Source organism: Bradyrhizobium sp. CCBAU 21365, assembly GCF_015291305.1.
GTDB lineage: Bacteria > Pseudomonadota > Alphaproteobacteria > Rhizobiales > Xanthobacteraceae > Bradyrhizobium > Bradyrhizobium elkanii.
Genome location: NZ_CP030036.1, coordinates 4570032 through 4589312, shown reverse-complemented (window position 1 = coordinate 4589312; position 19281 = coordinate 4570032). Strand labels below are relative to the sequence as shown.

At 66.1% G+C, this 19281-nt stretch carries 12 protein-coding genes; 3 read left to right on the top strand and 9 right to left on the bottom strand.

What is annotated here, in order from left to right:
• Positions 1–162: 162 nt before the first annotated feature.
• Positions 163–1419 carry an ABC transporter substrate-binding protein gene (locus XI02_RS20930; protein WP_018271426.1) on the bottom strand — a complete coding sequence of 419 codons (1257 nt, stop codon included), beginning with the start codon at positions 1417–1419 and terminating at the stop codon, positions 163–165.
• Between the two features lie 160 nt (positions 1420–1579).
• On the opposite strand from XI02_RS20930, the gene XI02_RS20925 reads away from it, so the two are divergent.
• Positions 1580–3733 carry a carbamoyltransferase C-terminal domain-containing protein gene (locus tag XI02_RS20925; protein WP_018271425.1) on the top strand — a complete coding sequence of 718 codons (2154 nt, stop codon included), beginning with the start codon at positions 1580–1582 and terminating at the stop codon, positions 3731–3733.
• Here the strand turns inward: XI02_RS20925 and XI02_RS20920 are convergent.
• From XI02_RS20920 to XI02_RS46160, 6 genes are all read right to left on the bottom strand, one after another.
• Positions 3693–4628, bottom strand: coding sequence for a DMT family transporter (locus tag XI02_RS20920; protein ID WP_018271424.1), 936 nt, complete (start codon positions 4626–4628; stop codon positions 3693–3695). The genes XI02_RS20925 and XI02_RS20920 overlap by 41 nt on opposite strands.
• Positions 4629–4712: 84 nt before the next feature.
• Complete coding sequence (locus XI02_RS20915) at positions 4713–5582, bottom strand: NAD(P)-dependent oxidoreductase (RefSeq protein ID WP_018271423.1); 870 nt, start codon at positions 5580–5582, stop codon at positions 4713–4715.
• A gap of 3 nt (positions 5583–5585) precedes the next feature.
• Positions 5586–6717 (bottom strand): peptide chain release factor 2 gene (gene prfB, locus XI02_RS20910; RefSeq protein ID WP_100213632.1). Its coding sequence is split into 2 segments (ribosomal slippage): positions 5586–6647 and positions 6649–6717, totalling 1131 coding nucleotides; the frame shifts between segments, so codons are not numbered across the junction.
• A gap of 106 nt (positions 6718–6823) precedes the next feature.
• Complete coding sequence (locus tag XI02_RS20905; protein ID WP_018271422.1) at positions 6824–9325, bottom strand: penicillin-binding protein 1A; 2502 nt, start codon at positions 9323–9325, stop codon at positions 6824–6826.
• A gap of 237 nt (positions 9326–9562) precedes the next feature.
• Positions 9563–10873, bottom strand: a complete 1311-nt coding sequence (locus XI02_RS20900) for an N-acetylmuramoyl-L-alanine amidase (protein WP_026192714.1) — start codon at positions 10871–10873, stop codon at positions 9563–9565.
• A 615-nt stretch (positions 10874–11488) separates the two neighbouring features.
• Entirely contained in the window at positions 11489–12433 is a 945-nt protein-coding gene (locus XI02_RS46160) for a hypothetical protein (protein ID WP_276325808.1), read from the bottom strand.
• On the opposite strand from XI02_RS46160, the gene XI02_RS20895 reads away from it, so the two are divergent.
• Together XI02_RS20895 and XI02_RS20890 are read left to right on the top strand one after the other, a co-directional pair.
• Positions 12434–14791 (top strand): ribonuclease E/G, encoded by a 2358-nt coding sequence (locus XI02_RS20895; protein WP_276325807.1) that lies wholly within the window; start codon positions 12434–12436, stop codon positions 14789–14791.
• Positions 14792–14897: 106 nt separating this feature from the next.
• Entirely contained in the window at positions 14898–16130 is a 1233-nt protein-coding gene (locus tag XI02_RS20890; RefSeq protein ID WP_018271418.1) for an FAD-binding oxidoreductase, read from the top strand.
• A 228-nt stretch (positions 16131–16358) separates the two neighbouring features.
• Here XI02_RS20890 and XI02_RS20885 read toward each other — a convergent pair whose 3' ends face one another.
• Both XI02_RS20885 and XI02_RS20880 read right to left on the bottom strand, forming a co-directional pair.
• A complete protein-coding gene (locus XI02_RS20885) occupies positions 16359–17693 on the bottom strand; it encodes a dicarboxylate/amino acid:cation symporter (protein ID WP_016842141.1) in 1335 nt (444 codons plus the stop codon).
• A 211-nt stretch (positions 17694–17904) separates the two neighbouring features.
• On the bottom strand, positions 17905–19092 hold the full coding sequence (locus tag XI02_RS20880; protein WP_026192713.1) for a pyridoxal phosphate-dependent aminotransferase: 1188 nt from the start codon (positions 19090–19092) through the stop codon (positions 17905–17907).
• Between the last annotated feature and the right edge of the window lie 189 nt (positions 19093–19281).

The following is a 19281-nucleotide window of genomic DNA, read 5'->3' as shown; positions in this document are numbered from 1 at the left end:
CCCGGCGCAAGCCGGGACCCATAACCACAAATGCTGATTGTTGCGCGATGCTGGAACGACGAGTCCCTTCAACAACATCCGCTGCGGCGTATGGGTCCCGGCCTGCGCCGGGACGACAGCGGTGTTTGTAGCGCTAGCAACGCCTTCATAACGACCACTCGCCTACCGCGACGCCTCGTGCCCGACCTCGCCGGTGATGACGTCGCCGAACAGCTCCCACGCCTCGCCGTTGAAGCGCATCAGCTGCATCTGCTCGATCGGGAAGTAGTCGTCGGGGGAGGTGTTGACCATGACGCCCGGCAGCATCAGGTCGGAGTGGAAGTTCTTCAGGCTGGCGGCCTGCTTCATCACGTTCTCGCGCGTGAGATTGTCGCCGCACTGCCTCAAGACCTGCATCATCGCCTCGGCCTGGACATAGCCATAGAGGTTGTTGGCGTTGGCCTTGTCGCCGTCGGGGTAATATTTGTCCATGAAGGCGCGCCAGCTTTGCACCGCCGGATCCTTGTCCCAGGTCGGATCGGTCGGATCCTTCAGATAGGCGGTCGAGATGATGCCCTTGGAGAACTCGAGGCCGGCCGGCTTCAGCACCGAGGCGACCGAGGTCGCGGTGTTGGCGAGGAAGAATTTCGGCCTCCAGCCGAGCTCACCCACTTTCCGGATCGCCTGCGCCGAGCCCTTCGGCGCCGCCCAGGAGAAGAAGATGTCGGCGCCGGAATCGTGCAGCGCGACGATCTGCGAATCGATCGAGGGATCGGAGACCTCGTACGACTTGTCGGCGATGATCATGCCGACCTTGTCGCCGAGCCCGTCCTTCAGGCCCTTGAACTGATCCTTGCCGGCATCGTCATTCTGCCAGAACACCGCGATCTTGCTGTCGGGGAATTTGTCGCGAATGTACTTGGCGTAGATGCGTCCCTCGCTCTGGTAGTTGGGCTGAAAGCCCATCGTCCAGGGGAAGTTCTTGGGGTCGCCGAATTTGGTGCCGCCGGAGGCGACGAACAATTGCGGCACCTTCTTGGCATTCATGTATTTTATGATTGCCGAATTGGACGGCGTGCCGAGCGGCTGGAAGATCAACAGCACCTCGTCGCTCTCGACCAGCTTGCGCGCCTGCTCGATCGCCTTCGGCGGCGAATAGGCGTCGTCATAGCTGATGAAGTTGATCTTGCGGCCGTTGATGCCGCCCTGATCGTTGATCATCCTGAAGAAGGCGGCCTCGGTCTTGCCGATCACGCCGTAGGACGACGCCGGGCCGCTATATGGCATGATGTTGCCGATCTTGATTTCGCCATCACTCGCGCCGGGATCGTATTTCTTCTGCGCGGTGGCCGCGGTCGCGGTCAGTGCGACCGAGGTCGCGATCAGCGCGGCACTTGCGAATGCCGCGATTGCGCCAATATATCCGAAACGAGCCGGCATCGTTTTCTCCCGATTTTTGTCGTTGGTTTTGGCGGCAAGTCTCGCAAGAGACGCATTTGCTGGCAAGCGCTGGGTTTTTCCGTTGGGCGAAACGGCATTGTTGCCTGGCGCTATTTATGATTGAAGGTCGATCTGGGGATCACGAGTCGAGGCGTTCTGATTGCGTAAACCGGACATCCGTACCGGTCCGCGGCATCCGCATCTTGCGGCCGCGGGCTATGGGATCACGCGCCGCCTCAGCGAGTCCGCGCTGGCGAAGCGTGGCCTGCACAAGGCCAATGGCGAGTTCGCGCAGCGCACGATCGCGTCGATCCGCGAAAAGCTGCAACGCGGCGAGACCGTCTACATCGCCGGCCTCGCCTGCCCCGGCACGCACAATACCGGCGTCGCGCTGGTCGAGATCACCCAGAAGGACGGACCGCGCCTGATCGTCAACAACGAGGAAGAGCGCTTCTCCGGCAACAAGCACACCAACGAGTTCCCGCAACACGCGCTCGACGACATGCGCAGGGTGTTGCAGCGGATGGGCCGCGACGTCGGCGATATCGCCGCCTTCGTCACGACGTGGGACTATCCGGCGCTGCTGGCGATGCTGATCCGCACCTCGCTCGAGGAAGCGCCGGCCAGCCTCAAATTGCTGCGCGCCCCGATCGCACCGGCGATCAATCTGCGCCAGCTGGATCAGGTGCGGCGGCTGTCGCGCCGGCTCGGCAGGATGTACGGGCTCGACAAGCAATTGCCGCTGATCTGCATGCCGCATCACGACAATCACGCCTGGTACTCATTCACCGCCTCGCCGTTCGCCGATACGCGCGAGCGTGTTGCGATCGCGGTGCTCGACGGCACCGGCGACGTCGGCTCGATCTCGCTCTATGTCGCCGAGAACGGCGAGATGAAGCAGCTTTATTGCAATGAGAGCCTGTTCGACTCGCTCGGTGCTTTCTACACGGTGATCTCATCCAGCCAGGGCGGCTGGACCTGGCTCTCCAGCGAGGGCCGCTACATGGGCGCCGCCGCCTGGGGCGACATGAACCGCGCCACCAATCCGTATTATCAGCGCCTGAAGGCGGTGCTGCAGCTCGGGCCCAACGGCAGCGTGCAGCTCAATCGCGCGATGGCCAATTGGTACGCCGATCCCGCCGACAATCCCTATCATCAGCCGCTGATCGACATTCTCGGCCCGCCGCTGCGGCCGGACCAGCTCTGGAATCCCGACGCCGTGCTGCGCGTCGAGGACATCAATCACCGCCCCGGCACCAAGGACCGCGTCGACAAGGCGGCCGCGACGCAATTGGTGTTCGAGGACGCGATGATCCATGTCATCGACCATCTCTTGCGCACCACCGGCACCGACCGCCTGGTGCTGACCGGGGGCGTCGCGCTGAACGCGCTCGGCAACATGCGGCTGCTCGAGCATTTCGACGAGGCGTGGTTCGAGCGGGCGCAGCAGCGCAAGACGCGGCTGCATATGTGGGTGCCGCCGGTGCCTGGCGATCCCGGCGTGCCGATCGGCGCGGCCTGGCTGTTCGCGCACATGGCGGGCGCGCCGCGCGGCGCGCCGCTGTCGCACGCATTCTATTGCGGCCTGCCGCCCTCGAACGCCGACATCGCGACGGCGCTGCAGGCCGACGACGTCGCCTCGACCGAGATCGGCAATGTGGCGACTTCAGAAGGGCGCGACGCGGTTGCCGACCTGATGGCGTCCATGGTCGCGCAAGGCGGCGTGATCGCGATCTACCAGGGCGCGGCCGAAACCGGCCCGCGCGCGCTCGGCCACCGCTCGATCCTCGCCAATCCCTGCGATCCCGAGGTGCGCGAGCGGCTCAACGAGCGCGTCAAGTATCGCGAGGCGATCCGGCCGCTGGCGCCGATGGCGACGCTAGAGGCCGCGCGCGACTATTTCGAGCTCGAAGACGGCGCGTCCGACGCCGACTACAACGCCTATAACTACATGGTGCTCACGGCGCATTCGAAGCCCGAGGCGCGCGCGAAGATTCCGGCGGTGGTGCATGCCGACGGCACCGGCCGCATCCAGATCGTGCGCGAGACCGACGATCCCCTCACCCATGCCTATCTGAAGGCGCTCGGCCGCCATATCGGCGTCGAGATGTCGGTCAACACCTCGTTCAACGTCGCAGGTCCGATCGCGCAGACGCCGGCGCAGGCGATGGACACGCTGCGCCGCTCCAAGGGACTCGATGCCGTGGTGCTGGTCGCCGACGACGGTACCGCCTATGCCGCCTGGCACGGCGGCGAGCGCGACAGCGGACGCTTCAGCGGATGGTATGCGGCGTGGAAGCAGGCCCGCGGCTGAACCAGGCCAGCACGCGGCCGTCGATCAAGAGCAGCGCGCTCGCGATCACCAGCGCGCCGAGCACCTCGCGCAGCGCGATCGGCTCGCCGAGCACGAGATATCCGAGCAGCATCGCGGTGACCGGAATCAGCAGCGTCACCAGCATCACATTGGTCGCGCCGGAACGCTGCAGGATCTGAAAGAACACGATATAGGCCAGCGCCGTCGACAACGCCGCGAGCCCGAGCACGGCGAGCCACGTCGTTGCGTGGGGCATCGGCAGCAGCCACGGCCGATCGACGACGGCGGCGATGGGCGCCATCAGCACCGCCGAGGCGATCATCTGGAACGTCGCCGTCCCAAGCGGCGGCAGCCGCTGCGGCAGCCGCCGCCCGACCAGCGCCGCGAGGCCGTAGCTGAAAGCGCCCGCGAGACACAGCAGGATGCCGATGCCCTGCCGGCTCTCGAAACCGAGCGCATCGCCATGCAGGATCGCAACCCCGATCAGCCCGACCAGGACGCCCGCCACGCGGCGCGCCTGCAGCCGCTCCTCGCCGGCCACCGCCATCACGATCACCGTGAACAGCGGCGTCGTCGCGTTGAGGATCGAGGCCAGCCCGCTCGGAATATAGGTCTGCCCGAACACGATCAGCGCAAACGGCAGCACATTGTTGAACAGCCCCATCGCCGCAAACGGCGCCCAGCCGGACAGGCCGCGTGGGAATTCGATTCCGGCGGCCCGCAGCAGCGGCAGCAAGATGATCGTGCCGAGCACGACGCGCAGCAGCACCAGGGTCAGCGGCGGCAGTTCGCGCAGGATCACGCCGTTGAAGAAGAACGAGCCGCCCCACAGCACCGACAGCAGGACAAGCAGCCCCCAGTCGCGACGATCGATGCGGTTGTCGGCGGAAGGCATATCTGGCACTCACCTGCAGTCGGACAGGTGACTAGCGCGGCGCCGCGAATATTCCCACCCGATTTCCGTGAATGGCGGCCCCGCCTATTTCGGCCGCGACACGATCTCGATCATCTGGCCCTCGTCGGCGTCGGGCGCATGGGCCTTCGCCTTGTCGTAGGCGGCGAGCGCGGCGCGGCTGACGGGCACGCCGGGCAGCAAGGTCTCGGCGAGCCGCACGGCGTAGTCGGCATCCTTGTGGCGCAGCGCCGCGGTGAACGATGCACCGGAGAAGTTGCGGTCGATCATCCGCTTGCTGTGGCGGATCACCTGCGGGCTTGCCACCGCGCCGGTCGCCAGCGCCTCGGCCACCAATTGCATGTCGAGGCCCGCCTGCTCGGCGATCGCCACGCCCTCGGCGAGGCTTGCGATCTGCACCGCGCCGATCAGGTTGTTGATCAGCTTGAACACGGTGCCGGTGCCGACCGGGCCGAAATGCCGGATCGTGCTGCCGATCGGCGCGAGATAAGGTTGCGCGCGTTCGAGATCGGCTGGATCAGCTCCCACCAGCAGCGTCAGCTTGCCGGCGGCCGCCGCCTCCGGCAGGCCGGTGACCGGACAATCGATGTAGATCAGGCCGCGGCTGTTGAGCTCGCGCGCCATCTCGAGCGTATGCTGGTACGAGACCGTGGAGCATTCGATCGCGAGCGTGCCGGCTTTCATGTTGGCGGCAGCGCCGTCCTTGGTCAGCCAGACCGCGCGTGAGGCCTCGTCGTCGGCGACCATGGTCACGACAGCATCGGCGTCGATCGCGGCATCCTCCGGCGAGGTTGCCCACAGCGCGCCACGGGCAATCAGGTCCGCGGCCTTGGCCTTGCTCCGGTTCCACACCGCGACCGTGAAGCCGGCATCGAGGTAACGGCCGGCCATGCCGTGGCCCATGCGTCCCAATCCGATGAATGCGACGCGCGGCATGGGCTAATCCACATCCTCGACGGAGCCGGGCCCGGTGCCGAAGGCACGCTGCGCCAAGGTCGCCGCCATGAATTCATCGAGGTCGCCATCGAGCACCCCCGACGTGTCGGAGGTCTGCACACCGGTGCGCAGGTCCTTCACCATTTGATAGGGCTGCAGCACATAGGAGCGGATCTGGTGACCCCAGCCGATATCGGTCTTGGCGGCCTGATCGGCTGCCGCCTGCTCCTCGCGCTTCTTCAGCTCGATCTCATAGAGCCGCGCGCGCAGCATGTCCCAGGCCTGCGCCCGGTTCTTGTGCTGGGAGCGGCCGGCCTGGCAGACCACCGCGATGCCGGTCGGGATGTGCGTCAGGCGCACCGCCGACTCGGTCTTGTTGACGTGCTGACCGCCGGCGCCGCCCGACCGCATGGTGTCGGTGCGGACATCGGACTCCTTGATCTCGATCTTGATAGAGTCGTCGATCACGGGGAAGATCTGCACCGACGAGAACGAGGTGTGCCGCCGCGCGTTGGAATCGAACGGCGAGATGCGCACCAGGCGATGCACGCCGGCCTCGGTCTTCAGCCAGCCATAGGCATTGTGGCCGGAGATCTGGATGGTGGCGGACTTGATGCCGGCTTCTTCACCCTGGGACTCTTCGAGGAACTCGATCTTGAAGCCGTGCTTCTCCGCCCAGCGCGTGTACATGCGCAGCAGCATCTGCGCCCAGTCCTGGCTCTCGGTGCCGCCGGCGCCGGCATGGACTTCGAGATAGGAATCGAACTTATCGGCCTCGCCCGACAGCAGCGCCTCCAGCTCGCGCCGGGCAACCTCCTTCTTGAGGTCCTTGAGCGCCTTCTCGGCCTCAGTGACCACGCCTTCGTCGTTCTCGGCCTCGCCGAGCTCGATCATGCCGATATTGTCCTCGAGCTCGCGCTCGACCTTGCCGATGCCCGAGAGCGCGTCCTCCAGTGAGGTGCGCTCCTGCATCAGCCGCTGGGCCTTCTGGGGATCGTTCCAGAGGTTGGAGTCTTCTGCGAGCTTGTTCAGCTCAGCGAGGCGTGCCGTCGATTGTTCGACGTCAAAGATGCCTCCTCAGCAGCCCGACTGACTGCTTGATCTCTTCAACAAGGCGTTCGATTTCCGCGCGCATGGTCTTTCAGGTGTTGGCTAAAAAGGTTCCGGGGGATGTAGCGACCGGCGCGGCAAAGCGCAATCGGCTTGGCCGCACTATCCCGGCGATTTGGCCGGATCGGCCGCTAGTAAAGCCCCCCGGTTCCCGGGCGCATGAAGAAGCCGCCATCCGGCTGGGCCCCATTCTGCGACGGCTGGGGGCCAGGCGCCGGGCTGCGCCCATCGGCATCGGCGACGCCGATGACCGAGTAGTTCTCCGGCGGCGCGGTGCCCGGCTTGAAGGCTTCGAGGATGGTGTTGCCGCCGTCGCCGGGACCGGCGCGCATGCCGCTCTTGGCGTCGACGCGGATCAGCTTGATGCCGGCCGGAACCTTGAACGGCGTCGGCGGCTTGTCGGCGAGCGCAAGCTTGAGGAAGTCGCGGGCGATCGGCGCTGCGACGTGGCCGCCGGTGGCGGCACGGCCGAGATTGCGCGGCTTGTCGTAGCCCATGTAGACGCCGACCGCGAGATCGGGCGAGAAGCCGACGAACCAGACGTCCTTCTCGTCGTTGGTGGTGCCGGTCTTGCCGGCAATCGGCTTGCCGACCTCCTTCACAACGGTCGCGGTGCCGCGCTGGACCACACCTTCCATCATCTCGGTGATCTGGTAGGCGGTCATCGGATCGAGCACCTGCTCGCGGCGGTCGACGAGCTGCGGCTCCGGCTGGCTCTTCCAGCCACCGGGCGCGTCGCAGCCGCGGCATTCGCGGGTGTCGTGCTTGAAAATGGTATGGCCGTAGCGATCCTGGATGCGATCGATCAGCGTCGGCTTCACCCGGCGGCCGCCATTGGCGAACATCGAATAGGCCGTGACCATGCGCATCACGGTGGTCTCGCCGGCACCCAGCGCATACGACAGATAGTTCGGCAATTCGTCATAGACGCCGAAGCGCTTGGCGTATTCGCCGACCAGCGGCATGCCGATATCCTGCGCGAGGCGCACCGTCACGGTGTTGAGCGAGCGCTGCAACGCGTTGCGCAGCGTGGTCGGGCCGTAATACTTGCCGGTCGAATAGTTTTCCGGCCGCCACACGCCGGCGCCCTGCCCCTGATCGATCTCGATCGGCGCGTCGATCACGGTGGTCGACGGCGTATAGCCGTTGTCCAGCGCCGACGAGTACACGATCGGCTTGAACGACGAACCCGGCTGCCGGTAGGCCTGCGTCGCGCGGTTGAACTGGCTCTGGTCGAACGAGAAGCCGCCGACCATCGCGAGGACGCGGCCGGTCCACGGATCCATCGCCACCATGGCGCCGGACACTTCAGGCAATTGCCGCAGGCGATACTGGCCTTCGACCGCGTTGCCGTCCTTGGTCACCAGCGGGTCAGCGTAGATCACGTCACCCGGCTGCAGCACCTGCGAAACGGCGGTCGGCGCCTTGCCCTTGGTCTTGGCCCAGCGCACGCCGTCCATCGTGATGATGCCGGTCTGCCGCTCCTTGCTGACCGCGCCGCCGAGTTCGCGGCCCGGCTGGAAGCCGATCCGCGCCGACTGATCGCTGGTCTCGAGCACGACGGCCATCCGCCACGGCGAGATGTCGGACAGCGACTTCACGTCGGCAAGCTTGACGCCCCAGTCACCGGAAATGTCGAGCTTGTGCAGCGCCCCGCGCCAACCCTGCGCCTCGTCGTAGTTGACGAGACCCGCGACCATGGTCTTGCGCGCCATCACCTGGATCTTGGGATCGAGCGTGGTGCGCACCGACAGGCCGCCCTCGTAGAGCTTCTTTTCGCCGTAACGCTCGAAGATGTCGCGGCGGACCTCCTCGGCGAAATATTCGCCGGCGAAGATGTGCGCGCCGTTCGAGCGGCTGGTGACGTTGAGCGGGTCCTTGCGCGCCTTGTCGGCGTCGGCCTGCTTGATCCAGCCGTTCTCCAGCAGGCGGTCGATCACATAGTTGCGGCGCTCGATCGCGCGGTCGCGGTTGCGCACCGGATGCAGCGCGGCCGGCGCTTTCGGCAGCGCGGCGAGATAGGACGCTTCCGCGATCGTCAGCTCGTTGACCGACTTGTCGAAGTAGACCAGCGACGCCGCCGCGACGCCGTAGGCGCCAAGCCCGAGATAGATTTCGTTCAAATAGAGCTCGAGGATGCGGTCCTTGGAATAGGCGCGCTCGATGCGCATCGCCAGCAACGCTTCCTTGATCTTGCGGCTGAACGAGACCTCGTTGGTGAGCAGGAAGTTTTTCGCGACCTGCTGGGTGATGGTCGAGGCGCCTTGCGGGCGACGGTTCGAGCCGTAGTTCTGCGCATAAAGAATCGCAGCACGCGCCATGCCCTGATAGTCGATGCCGCCGTGCTCGTAGAAGTTCTTGTCTTCGGCGGCGAGGAAGGCGTTGATCACGAGCTTCGGCACCGCCTGGATCGGCAGATAGAGCCGGCGCTCCTTGGAGTATTCGCCAAGCAGCGCGCCGTCGGCGGCATGCACGCGGGTCATCACCGGCGGCTCATAGTCCTGCAGCTGCGAGTAGTCGGGCAGGTCCTTGGAGAAATGCCAGATGGCGCCAGCGACGGCGGCGACACCGACCAGGAACACGACGGTTCCGGCGGCGAACAAGAAACCCATAAACCGCACGAGCAGGCGCATTATCGACGTTCCGTTCCTACCCTCCGGCGCTCAGTCGTCAGAAGCGCCTGTCCAAGAGTGCGAAAGCCTCACACAACGAAGCTTTGGCCCAGCGAGCCACCTTGCGCACGCGAATATACAAGAGCCGCCGGACAATATGGTCGATTCTGGGGACCTGCGGTCCATTGTCTATACCGTCGCGGCTGTGGCCAAACTAGGGCTTCGGCGCAACGGCCCCGGCTTTTCAGCGGGCCGGTTTCACTTTGCCGACCCGGCAGTTGCCAGCCGTTTGGCGAAGAAGGTGTCGATCGCCTGCACCATCGAGCCGACCGCCTTGTTCCGCCAGCTCTCGGAGACGAGGTGCTCGAGGTCGCCCTTGTTGGAGACGTAGCCGATCTCGACCAGCACGGACGGCACGTCGGGCGCCTTCAGCACCCGGAAGCCGGCCGACTTGAGCGGATGCTTGTGCATCCGCACCGTGGTCCTCATCTCGTCCATCAGAAGACGGGCGAAGCGATTGGAGAACGTCTTGGTTTCACGCTGCGCGAGGTCGATCAGGATGTCGGCGACCTCGGTCGGCTCGTCGGTCAGGTTCACACCGGCGATGGCGTCGGCCTTGTTTTCCGCCTCCGCCAGCCGTTCGGCCTCGGCGTCGGAGGCCTTGTCCGACACCGTGTAGATCGTGGCGCCCTGGGCATCGCCCTCGCGGCGCGGCAGGGCGTCGGCGTGGATCGAGACGAACAGCGCCGCCGATTGGGAGCGCGCGATCTTCACCCGATCATTGAGCGGGATGAAGGTGTCGTCGGACCTCGTCATGACCACCCGATACTTGCCCGACTTCTCGATCCGGTCGCGCAGGGCAAGGCCAAAGCCCAGCACCAGGTTCTTCTCGGTCTGGTCGCCGGATTGGGTGCCGTTGTCGATGCCGCCGTGACCGGGATCGATCACGATCAGCGGACGCGCGTCGGTGACCGCGACCGGCGGCAGCGCCGCCGAGGTGACGGCCGGAATGGTCGCGGTGGTGGATTCGGAAATCGCCGGCTTCGATTCGGGCCGGCTCGCGGGCGCCAGCGACTGCACGAAGCTGGTGCGGTCGACCTCCTCGAAGTCCAGCACCAGCCGCGGCGGCTGGCCGTTGGCGGCGTCGAGCACGTAGGAGTTGGCAATCTTCACCGGTCCGGTCAGATCGAACACGATCCGCGAGCCGCCGGGCATCACGAGGCCATAGCGGAACGCCTTCACCAGGCCCCGCCCCGCCGAGCCGGTGCCGGTCGCGAGCTGGAAATCGACCTGCGGGATATCGACCACGACGCGGTAGGGGTCGGCCAGCGGAAAGGCGCGAAATTCGATCTTCTGGTCGAGGTCGAGGATGAATCGGGTCTGCTTGGCGTCGCCGGCGAGCCTGGCGCCGGATGCGATCGGGAAATTCGGGGCGCTCGCGGCCAGCGCGGGCGGGGCGTTCTGCGGTCCCTCGGCGGCGCTCGGGGCGCCGGCAATGGCAAACACCGATGTTGCGGCGCACAACAGCCCGCATCCCAGAAAAACAAGGTGTTTTGCGCGGTTCGCCACCCGATTCGTAGCCTCCCAGCTGCTTCTTACCGCATTAGAACCACACGGTTAATCGCCCCCTAATGACGCTCCAGCGAAAAGAACCGAGTGTTGCGGCGGCGTGACGCTTCCCTTGCACGCGGCGGTCAATCCACGTATGTACGAGGTGCTGACGGCTAGTACTCCCGGTTGTGTCGCGTTCAGCCTCCCGGTGCAGCGGTGGAACCTTCCTGATCGAAGATCCCGCCGTGTTTTTCCGGTCCCTCCCCAGCCAGCGCCGCGCGCGGCTGACACGGAGTGGCGGATTCAAGCCCGAGCGGCGTCCGGTCCCAGGCACACTCCCTCGCCAGAGGGACGGTTTGAGACACGGCATAACCGATTATCCGGTCCCTTGGGGCCTCGATATGCGATGGCCGGCAGGCGCTTCGGCGCCAGACGGGGCTTTCAGCAAAAGATACGGCGGTATTTGTCGCCGCCAACATGTTTAGACGGGCCGACGCTTAATGCGCCAGACTGCATTGCCGACCAGGATCCCCCGAATGATCGCGCTGACGCGAGGTGAAAGCTTCGCCCGTCGCATCATCCCGGTGAGTTCCCGTCCGGCGCTGCGCCGCGAGATGCGTTTCGGCCTTCCCCTCACCCCCGAATCAGGTGGACCGTCGCGTCACCGGGCGGCGCAGTTTGCGCGCGCCATGATCCGCGCCCGCCGCCGTCAAGAGCTCCAAAATGCCCAACAAGATGTTGATCGATGCCACCCACCCGGAAGAGACCCGGGTCGTCGTGGTCCGTGGCAATCGCGTCGAAGAGTTTGATTTCGAGACCGCCCAGCGCAAACAGCTGCGCGGCAACATTTATCTCGCCAAGGTTACGCGCGTAGAGCCGTCGCTGCAGGCCGCCTTCATCGAGTATGGCGGCAACCGGCACGGCTTCCTGGCCTTCAGCGAAATCCATCCCGACTACTACCAGATCCCGGTCGCCGACCGTCAGGCGCTGATCGAAGCCGACGAGCGCGCCCACCGCGAGGCCGAGGAAGAGCACGAGAACCGCGGCCATCGCCGCCGGTCGCGCCATCGCAACGCCCGTCGCCGCGGCCATGGCGAGCGCGTCCAGAGCGAGGTGATCGAGGGCGCGAACGACACCCAGGCGCTGCCCACCATCGAGGCCCACGAACATCCCGTCGATGCCGAGCATCACGAACATGATGCCGGGCACTACGATCACGGCGTGGTTGCCCACGAAGGCCACGAGCATGAGGCGCATGATCATGCGCATCACGAGGACCATGAGCATCACCATGATCATGGGCAAGATGATCGTGACCACGACGATCATGGCCACCACGATCATGGTCACGACGACCATCACGATCACGATCATGCCCATGATCACGACCACGCCGCCGAGGTGAGCGAGGCGGCGGTTGCCGACGCCCCGTCCGACCCCGTCGTTGCTGTGGTCGAAGCCTCCGCCGCGTCGGCCGCGCCCGAGACCGTCGAGGCGGTCGAGGTCAATCATGAGCCCGAGCGCGCCCATGAGGAGCAGATCGAGGAAAACGCCGCGCATGCCGACGATGCGCCGCATGTGGCGTCCGACGACGTTCACGTCGCCGCCGATGAACAGGCGGTCGGCGAATATGGCGCGCTCGCCGAGGTGGTCGCGCCCGAGACCGGGCCTGGCGATGAGGCCGGCGAAGACGACGAAGAGGATGACGGCGAGGAAGGCGAGGAAGAGGACGTGGTCGAGTCGGTCGGCGGCGACGACGTGCTCGAGGAGGTTCCGGAGCGCCCGTTCCGCCCGCGCCGCCAGTACAAGATCCAGGAAGTGATCAAGCGCCGGCAGGTGATGCTGGTGCAGGTCGTCAAGGAAGAGCGCGGCAACAAGGGCGCCGCGCTGACCACCTATCTGTCGCTCGCCGGCCGCTACGCCGTGCTGATGCCCAACACCGCGCGCGGCGGCGGCATCAGCCGCAAGATCACCTCCGCCCAGGACCGTTCGCGGCTGAAGGAAGTGGTGCAGGATCTCGACGTGCCCGAGGGCATGGGGATCATCCTGCGCACCGCCGGCGCCTCCCGCAGCAAGCCGGAGATCAAGCGCGACTTCGAGTATCTGATCCGGATGTGGGAAACGGTGCGCGACCTGACGCTGAAGTCGCAGGCGCCGACGCTGGTCTACGAGGAAGGCTCGCTGATCAAGCGCTCGCTGCGCGACCTCTACAACAAGGAGATCGACGAGATCCAGGTGGCGGGCGAAGCCGGCTACCGCGAAGCGCGCGACTTCATGAAGATGCTGATGCCGGCCAATGTGCGCGCGGTGAAGCAGTATCGCGACGGCCAGCCGCTGTTCTCGCGCATGGGCGTCGAAAGCCAGCTCGACGCGATGTTCTCGCCGACCGTGCAGTTGCGCTCCGGCGGCTACATCGTGATCAACCAGACCGAGGCGCTGGTCTCGATCGATGTCAACTCCGGCCGCGCCACGCGCGAGCACCATATCGAGGACACCGCGCTCAAGACCAATCTGGAAGCGGCGGAAGAAGTCGCGCGCCAACTGCGCCTGCGTGACCTCGCCGGCCTGATCGTTATCGACTTCATCGACATGGACGAGAAGCGCAACAACCGCGCGGTCGAGCGCAAGCTGTCCGACTGCCTGCGCCAGGACCGTGCGCGGATCCAGGTCGGCCGCATCTCGCATTTCGGCCTCTTGGAGATGTCGCGCCAGCGCATCCGCGCCAGCGTGCTCGAAAGCTCGACGGAGCCCTGCCCGCAATGCGGCGGAAGCGGTCACGTTCGTTCGGTCTCGTCGGTGGCGCTGCAGCTGTTGCGCGGCATCGAGGAAATCCTGATGAAGGGCGCGACCCACAATCTGGTGGTCCGCACCCGGACCGACGTCGCGCTCTACGTGCTCAATCACAAGCGCGGCCATCTGCGCGATCTCGAAGACTCCTTCCGGGTTTCGCTGTCGATCGTCGCGGATGCCACGGTGCATGGCCAGCAGTCCTACATCATCGACCGCGGCGAGCAGGTGCATACGCTCGAAGCCGCCAAGGCGCTGCTCGCTGCGCAGGCTGCCGCTGCGCCGGCCCAGGCCGAAGAGGCCGATGACGAGGAAGAGCTGTTCGAATACGAGGCCGAGATCGAGACCGACGAGACCGAGGGCCTCGCCGACGAGCGGGCGGCCGGTGATGAATCGGGCTCCGCCGAGGGCGAAGGCGACGGTCAGCGCCGCAAGCGTCGCCGCCGGCGCCGCGGCCGCGGTGGCGGCAGCGAGGCGCGTGAAGGCGCCCAGCAGCCGCGCGAGGACGGCGATCTCATGCATGTCCTGCCCGAAGGCACCGAGGCGGTTGCCGCCGCCGATGCCGAAGCTGATGAGGACGAAGGCGACGAGCAGCAGGGCGCTGCCCGCGACGACCAGGCCGGCAATGGCGATCGCCGTCCGCGGCGCCGCGGACGTCGTGGCGGCCGCCGCCGGCGCGGCAGCGGCGGACCGGACGACGGTCTCGCCGGATCGATCTCCGATGAGTTGAGCCCGGCGACTGCTTCGGAGGCCTCCGACGCAGTGGCCGATTTCGACAGCCATGATGCGGAGCCGGCTCCCTGGCTGGCGCAGCCCGAGCTGGTCGCCGAGCCGCCGGAGTGGCAGCCGACCGAGGCCGCGCCTGTTGAGCCGGTCGCGGCACCCGAGCCCGAAACTGCCGCGGCGTCTGCCGCCGAGGACACGGCTGCCGAAGGCGACCGCGCGCAGCGCCGCCGCTCGACGGTGCGCGAAAAGGTCAACTTCGCGTCGAGCCCACTGCCCGAGGCATCAGCGGCACTGGTTCAGAGCCCGGCGGAGGAAGCTGCCCCCGAGCCGGCCGCGACGGCTCCAGAGCCGGCACCGGCCGCTGCGGCCGAGGCTCCGGCCCGCAAGGGCTGGTGGTCGCGCCGCTTCGGCGGCGGCAACTAGCACCACCTGGAAGTCAAAACGCCCGGTTCACGCCGGGCGTTTTTATTGAACAGGCAATCCGTTCGTCAGACGCCGGCGTAACGGAGCCTGACGGAGACGGATCCCAATGCAAAGCGCGATCGTTCTTGGCGGCGGCATGGTGGGCGTCAGCACGGCGCTGCATCTGCAGCGTCGCGGCTGGTCGGTGACGCTGGTCGACCGCAAGGAACCGGGCCGCGAAACCAGCTACGGCAATGCCGGCATCATTCAGAGCGAGGCGGTGCGGCCCTACCCGATGCCGCGCGATCCCGCCACGCTCGCCAGGATCGCGATGGGGCGCACCAACGACGTGCGCTATCGCCTGGCGTCGCTGCCGCAGCACGCCGGCCCGCTGCTGCGCTACTGGTGGAACTCGACGCCCGAGCGACATCGCGAAGCCACCCTCGCCTGGGCGCGCCTGATCGCCTACGCCACCGCCGAGCACGACACGCTGATCCGCGATGCCCACGCCGACAATCTGATCCGCCGCGCCGGCTATCGCCTGCTGCATCGCGACCCGGCCGCGCTCGAACAGGCGATCGCCGTCGCCGAAGAGAACCAGCGTGACTTCGGCGTGACGTTTCGCGTGCTCGATGGCCGCGAGCTCGCCAAGGCGGAGCCGCTGCTGCGCGACGACCTGCCCGGCGCCATTCACTGGCTTGGGCCCTGGACCGTGTCGGACCCCGGCGGACTGGTTTCGGCCTATGCCGGACTGTTCGAGCGTCTCGGCGGCACGCTGCTGCGCGGCGATGCGCAGACGCTGACGGAGACGACGTCCGGCTGGTCGGTCGACACCGCCAGCGGCCGGATCGATGCCGCCCATGTCGTGGTCACGCTCGGGCCGTGGTCACCGCAATTGCTGCGCAAGTTCGGCTACCGGATCCCGCTGGTGCGCAAGCGCGGCTACCACATGCACTACCAGGGCGGCCGCTCGCTCGACCTGCCGCTGGTCGACACCGCGAACGGCTACGCCATGGCGCCAATGGCCAAGGGCATCCGCATCACCACCGGCGCGGAGCTCACCAGCCCCGACGCGCCGGCGACGCCGATCCAGCTCGGCTACGCCGAAGCAGCGGCGCGCGAGCTGATCGAGATCGGCAGCCGCGTCGAGCCCGAGCCGTGGTTCGGCACCCGCCCCTGCACGACCGACATGCTGCCGGTGCTCGGGCCGGTGCCGCGCCATCGCGGACTGTGGGTCAATTTCGGCCACGGCCATCAGGGCTTCACGCTCGGCCCCGCGACTGCGCGGGTGCTGGCCGAAACGATGAACGGCGAGGCATCCTCCGTGGACACCTCGCCGTATCGGCTGGATCGCTTCTGACGCTGAAGGAAAACTAAGGCCTGGTGAGACTAGGTCGAGCTGGAACGGCGTCGAAAGTTCACCTCTCCCTTGGGAGAGGTCGATTTGCGCAGCAAATCGGGTGAGGGGTTACGGTCTATCGAGAGAGCAAGGGCCCTCACCCGGATTGCTCCGCAATCCGACCTCTCCCCAACGGGGAGAGGTGAACCGAGACCGCGCCAAGCCGATTCAGCAAGAACTCACCCCGCTTCAGTCCGTCGTCAACGCGGTCTCCATGTCAGTCGGGTCAATCTGCCGGGCGAGATTGGCGTTGAGCTTGTCGCGATCGAGCTCGCCCTCCCACCAGGCGACGATCACGCAGGCGACGCCGTTGCCGCACAGATTGGTCAGCGCGCGGCACTCGCTCATGAACTTGTCGATGCCGAGCACGATCGCCATGCCCGGCACCAGCCGCGGATCGACCACCGCAAGCGTCGCTGCCAGCGTGATGAAGCCGGCACCGGTGATGCCGGAGGCGCCCTTCGAGGTCAGCATCGCCACGATCAGGATCGTGATCTGCTGGCTGAAGGTGAGATCGAAGCCCAGCGCCTGCGCGATGAACAGGGTCGCCAGCGTCATGTAGATGTTGGTGCCGTCGAGGTTGAACGAATAGCCCGTGGGCACCACGAGGCCGACCACGGATTTCGAGCAGCCGAGCCGTTCGAGCTTCTCCATCAATGACGGCAGCGCGCTCTCGGACGACGAGGTGCCGAGCACGATCAGGAGCTCATCCTTGATGTAGGCCAGGAACTTGAAGATCGAGAACCCGGCGACCCGCGCGATGATGCCGAGCACTCCGAACACGAACAGCGCGGCGGTCAGATAGAACGTCGCGATCAGCCCCATCAGGTTCAGGATCGCGCCGGTGCCGAACTTGCCGATGGTGAAGGCCATCGCGCCGAACGCGCCGATCGGCGCCGCCCGCATCACGATCGAGATGACGCCGAACACCGCATGCGCGGCGTCGTCGATGAACGAGCGGATGGTGTGGCCGCGCTCGCCAAGGCCCATGATCGCGAAGCCGAACAGCACCGAGAACAGCAGCACCTGCAGGATCTCGCCCTGCGCGAATGCGCCGACCACGGTGTCGGGTATGATGTGCAGCACGAAGTCGACGCTCTTCTGCGCCTCCGCCTGCTTGGCATAACCGGCGACCGCCTGCGCGTTCGCCGCCGCATTGCCGAAGCCGGCGCCGGGCCTGACCAGATTGCCGACGAGCAATCCGATCACCAGCGCGAAGGTCGAGACGACCTCGAAATACACCAGCGCCTTGACGCCGATGCGGCCGACCTTCTTGGCATCTTGTATATGGGCAATGCCCGACACCACGGTGCAGAAGATGATCGGCGCGATCACCATCTTGATCAGCTTGATAAAGCCGTCGCCGAGCGCCTTGATCCACTCGTTGGTGGCAAGGCCGGGCCACAGCCAGCCGACCAATGCGCCGAGCACGATCGCGATCAGGACCTGGACATAAAGAACTTTATACCACGGCTTGCTGCCGGCGCTTGCCGGCGCAGCCGTGACAACGGTTGCCGTTGCCATGTGTCACTCCCCCTCAGAAATGGCGGAAACAGCCAAGATCAACTTTGCGGTTCAAGTCAAATGGAACTGTGTGGGCCCTGCCGCTTATCCGCGACGATCCGCCTGCCACAGCGCCGGTGAAACCACGACGCTGCGCTGCGAAACCGATCCGAAAGGCAAAGCGAACTCCGGACGGCTCTTGAAGGCTCTTAAGGCGCTTGGAGTTCGCGGGCTATTTAAGCCAATGCGCGATCCGCGCAACTGCTTCCTGCATCTCCGCGGCCGAGCGTGCATAGGAAAAACGGATGAAGGCCCGGCCGTGGATCGGATCGAAATCGACGCCGGGGGTCGCCGCGACATGCGCCTTCTCGAGCATCTCGCTGGCGAAGGCGAAGCTGTCGGCGGTGAAATCGGAGACGTCGGCATACAGGTAGAACGCGCCGTCTGCGGGGAGGAATTTGGTCAGGCCGGCCTTCGGCAGTCCTTCGATCAGGATGCGGCGGTTCTCCTGATAGCCGCGCTTGATCGCCTCCATCTCCTCGCGGCCTTCGAACGCCGCTTCGGCCGCGATCTGCGACAGGGTCGGCACCGAGATCGACAGATTCTGCTGCAGCCGCTCGATCGGCCGTACCAGCACGTCGGGAACAACCATCCAGCCGACACGCCAGCCGGTCATGCAGAAGTACTTCGAGAACGAGTTGATCACGAGTGCGTTCGGCGACAGTTCGGCGGCCGTCACCGCAGGAAATGCATAGTCGAGTCCGTGATAGATCTCGTCGGAGATGAAGCGGATGCCTGCGCCGTCGGCGGCCGCCATCAGGCTCGACAGCGCCTCGCGCGACATCATGGTGCCGGTCGGGTTGGCGGGGCTGCCGACCAGCACGCCCTTCAGCGGCGCCTTGCGATGGGCGGCGAGCAGCGCCTCGCCGGTCAGGGCATGGCGGGTGTCGCCGGAGGTTTCGATCAGCACCGGCTCGCAGCCCAGCGCGGTCAGGATATGCCGGTACGGCGGATAGCCCGGCACGGTGACGGCGACCCGGTCGCCCGGCTCGAACATCGCAAGGAACGCCAGAATGAACCCACCCGACGAGCCGGTCGTGACGATGATGCGCTCCGCGTCAATCGCGCAATCATACGTGTCGCGATAGTGCCGGGCGATGCGCGCGCGCAGCGAGGCAATGCCGAGCGCCGAGGTGTAGTCGATCCGCCCGTCCGCAAGCGCGGCCTGCGCGGCCGCGATCGCCGGCTTCGGCGCGCCTGCGGCAGGCTGCCCTACCTCCATATGGATGACATGGCCGCCGGCGGCTTCGATTCGCGCGGCCGCCGCCATCACGTCCATCACCATGAACGGCGGAACATCGCTCCGTCCGGACGCTGTCAACAGGCTGCTTACACGGTCTCTCGGTGTCGCTTCACGCATGGATTTCTGCTATTGCACGGCCATTGCCGAATTCGGGTTCCCGTTGCCGGCTGCCGCCCCAGACTGGCCGCATTCGGTGGCTCCTTATAACCCTTTCAGGCCAAGTGAATACCCGGTTCGCGTGACGAAGAACTGCAAAAACAACAGACTGCGCCACGCGGCAAATCCGGTCGGGCCCGGACCCCGGAC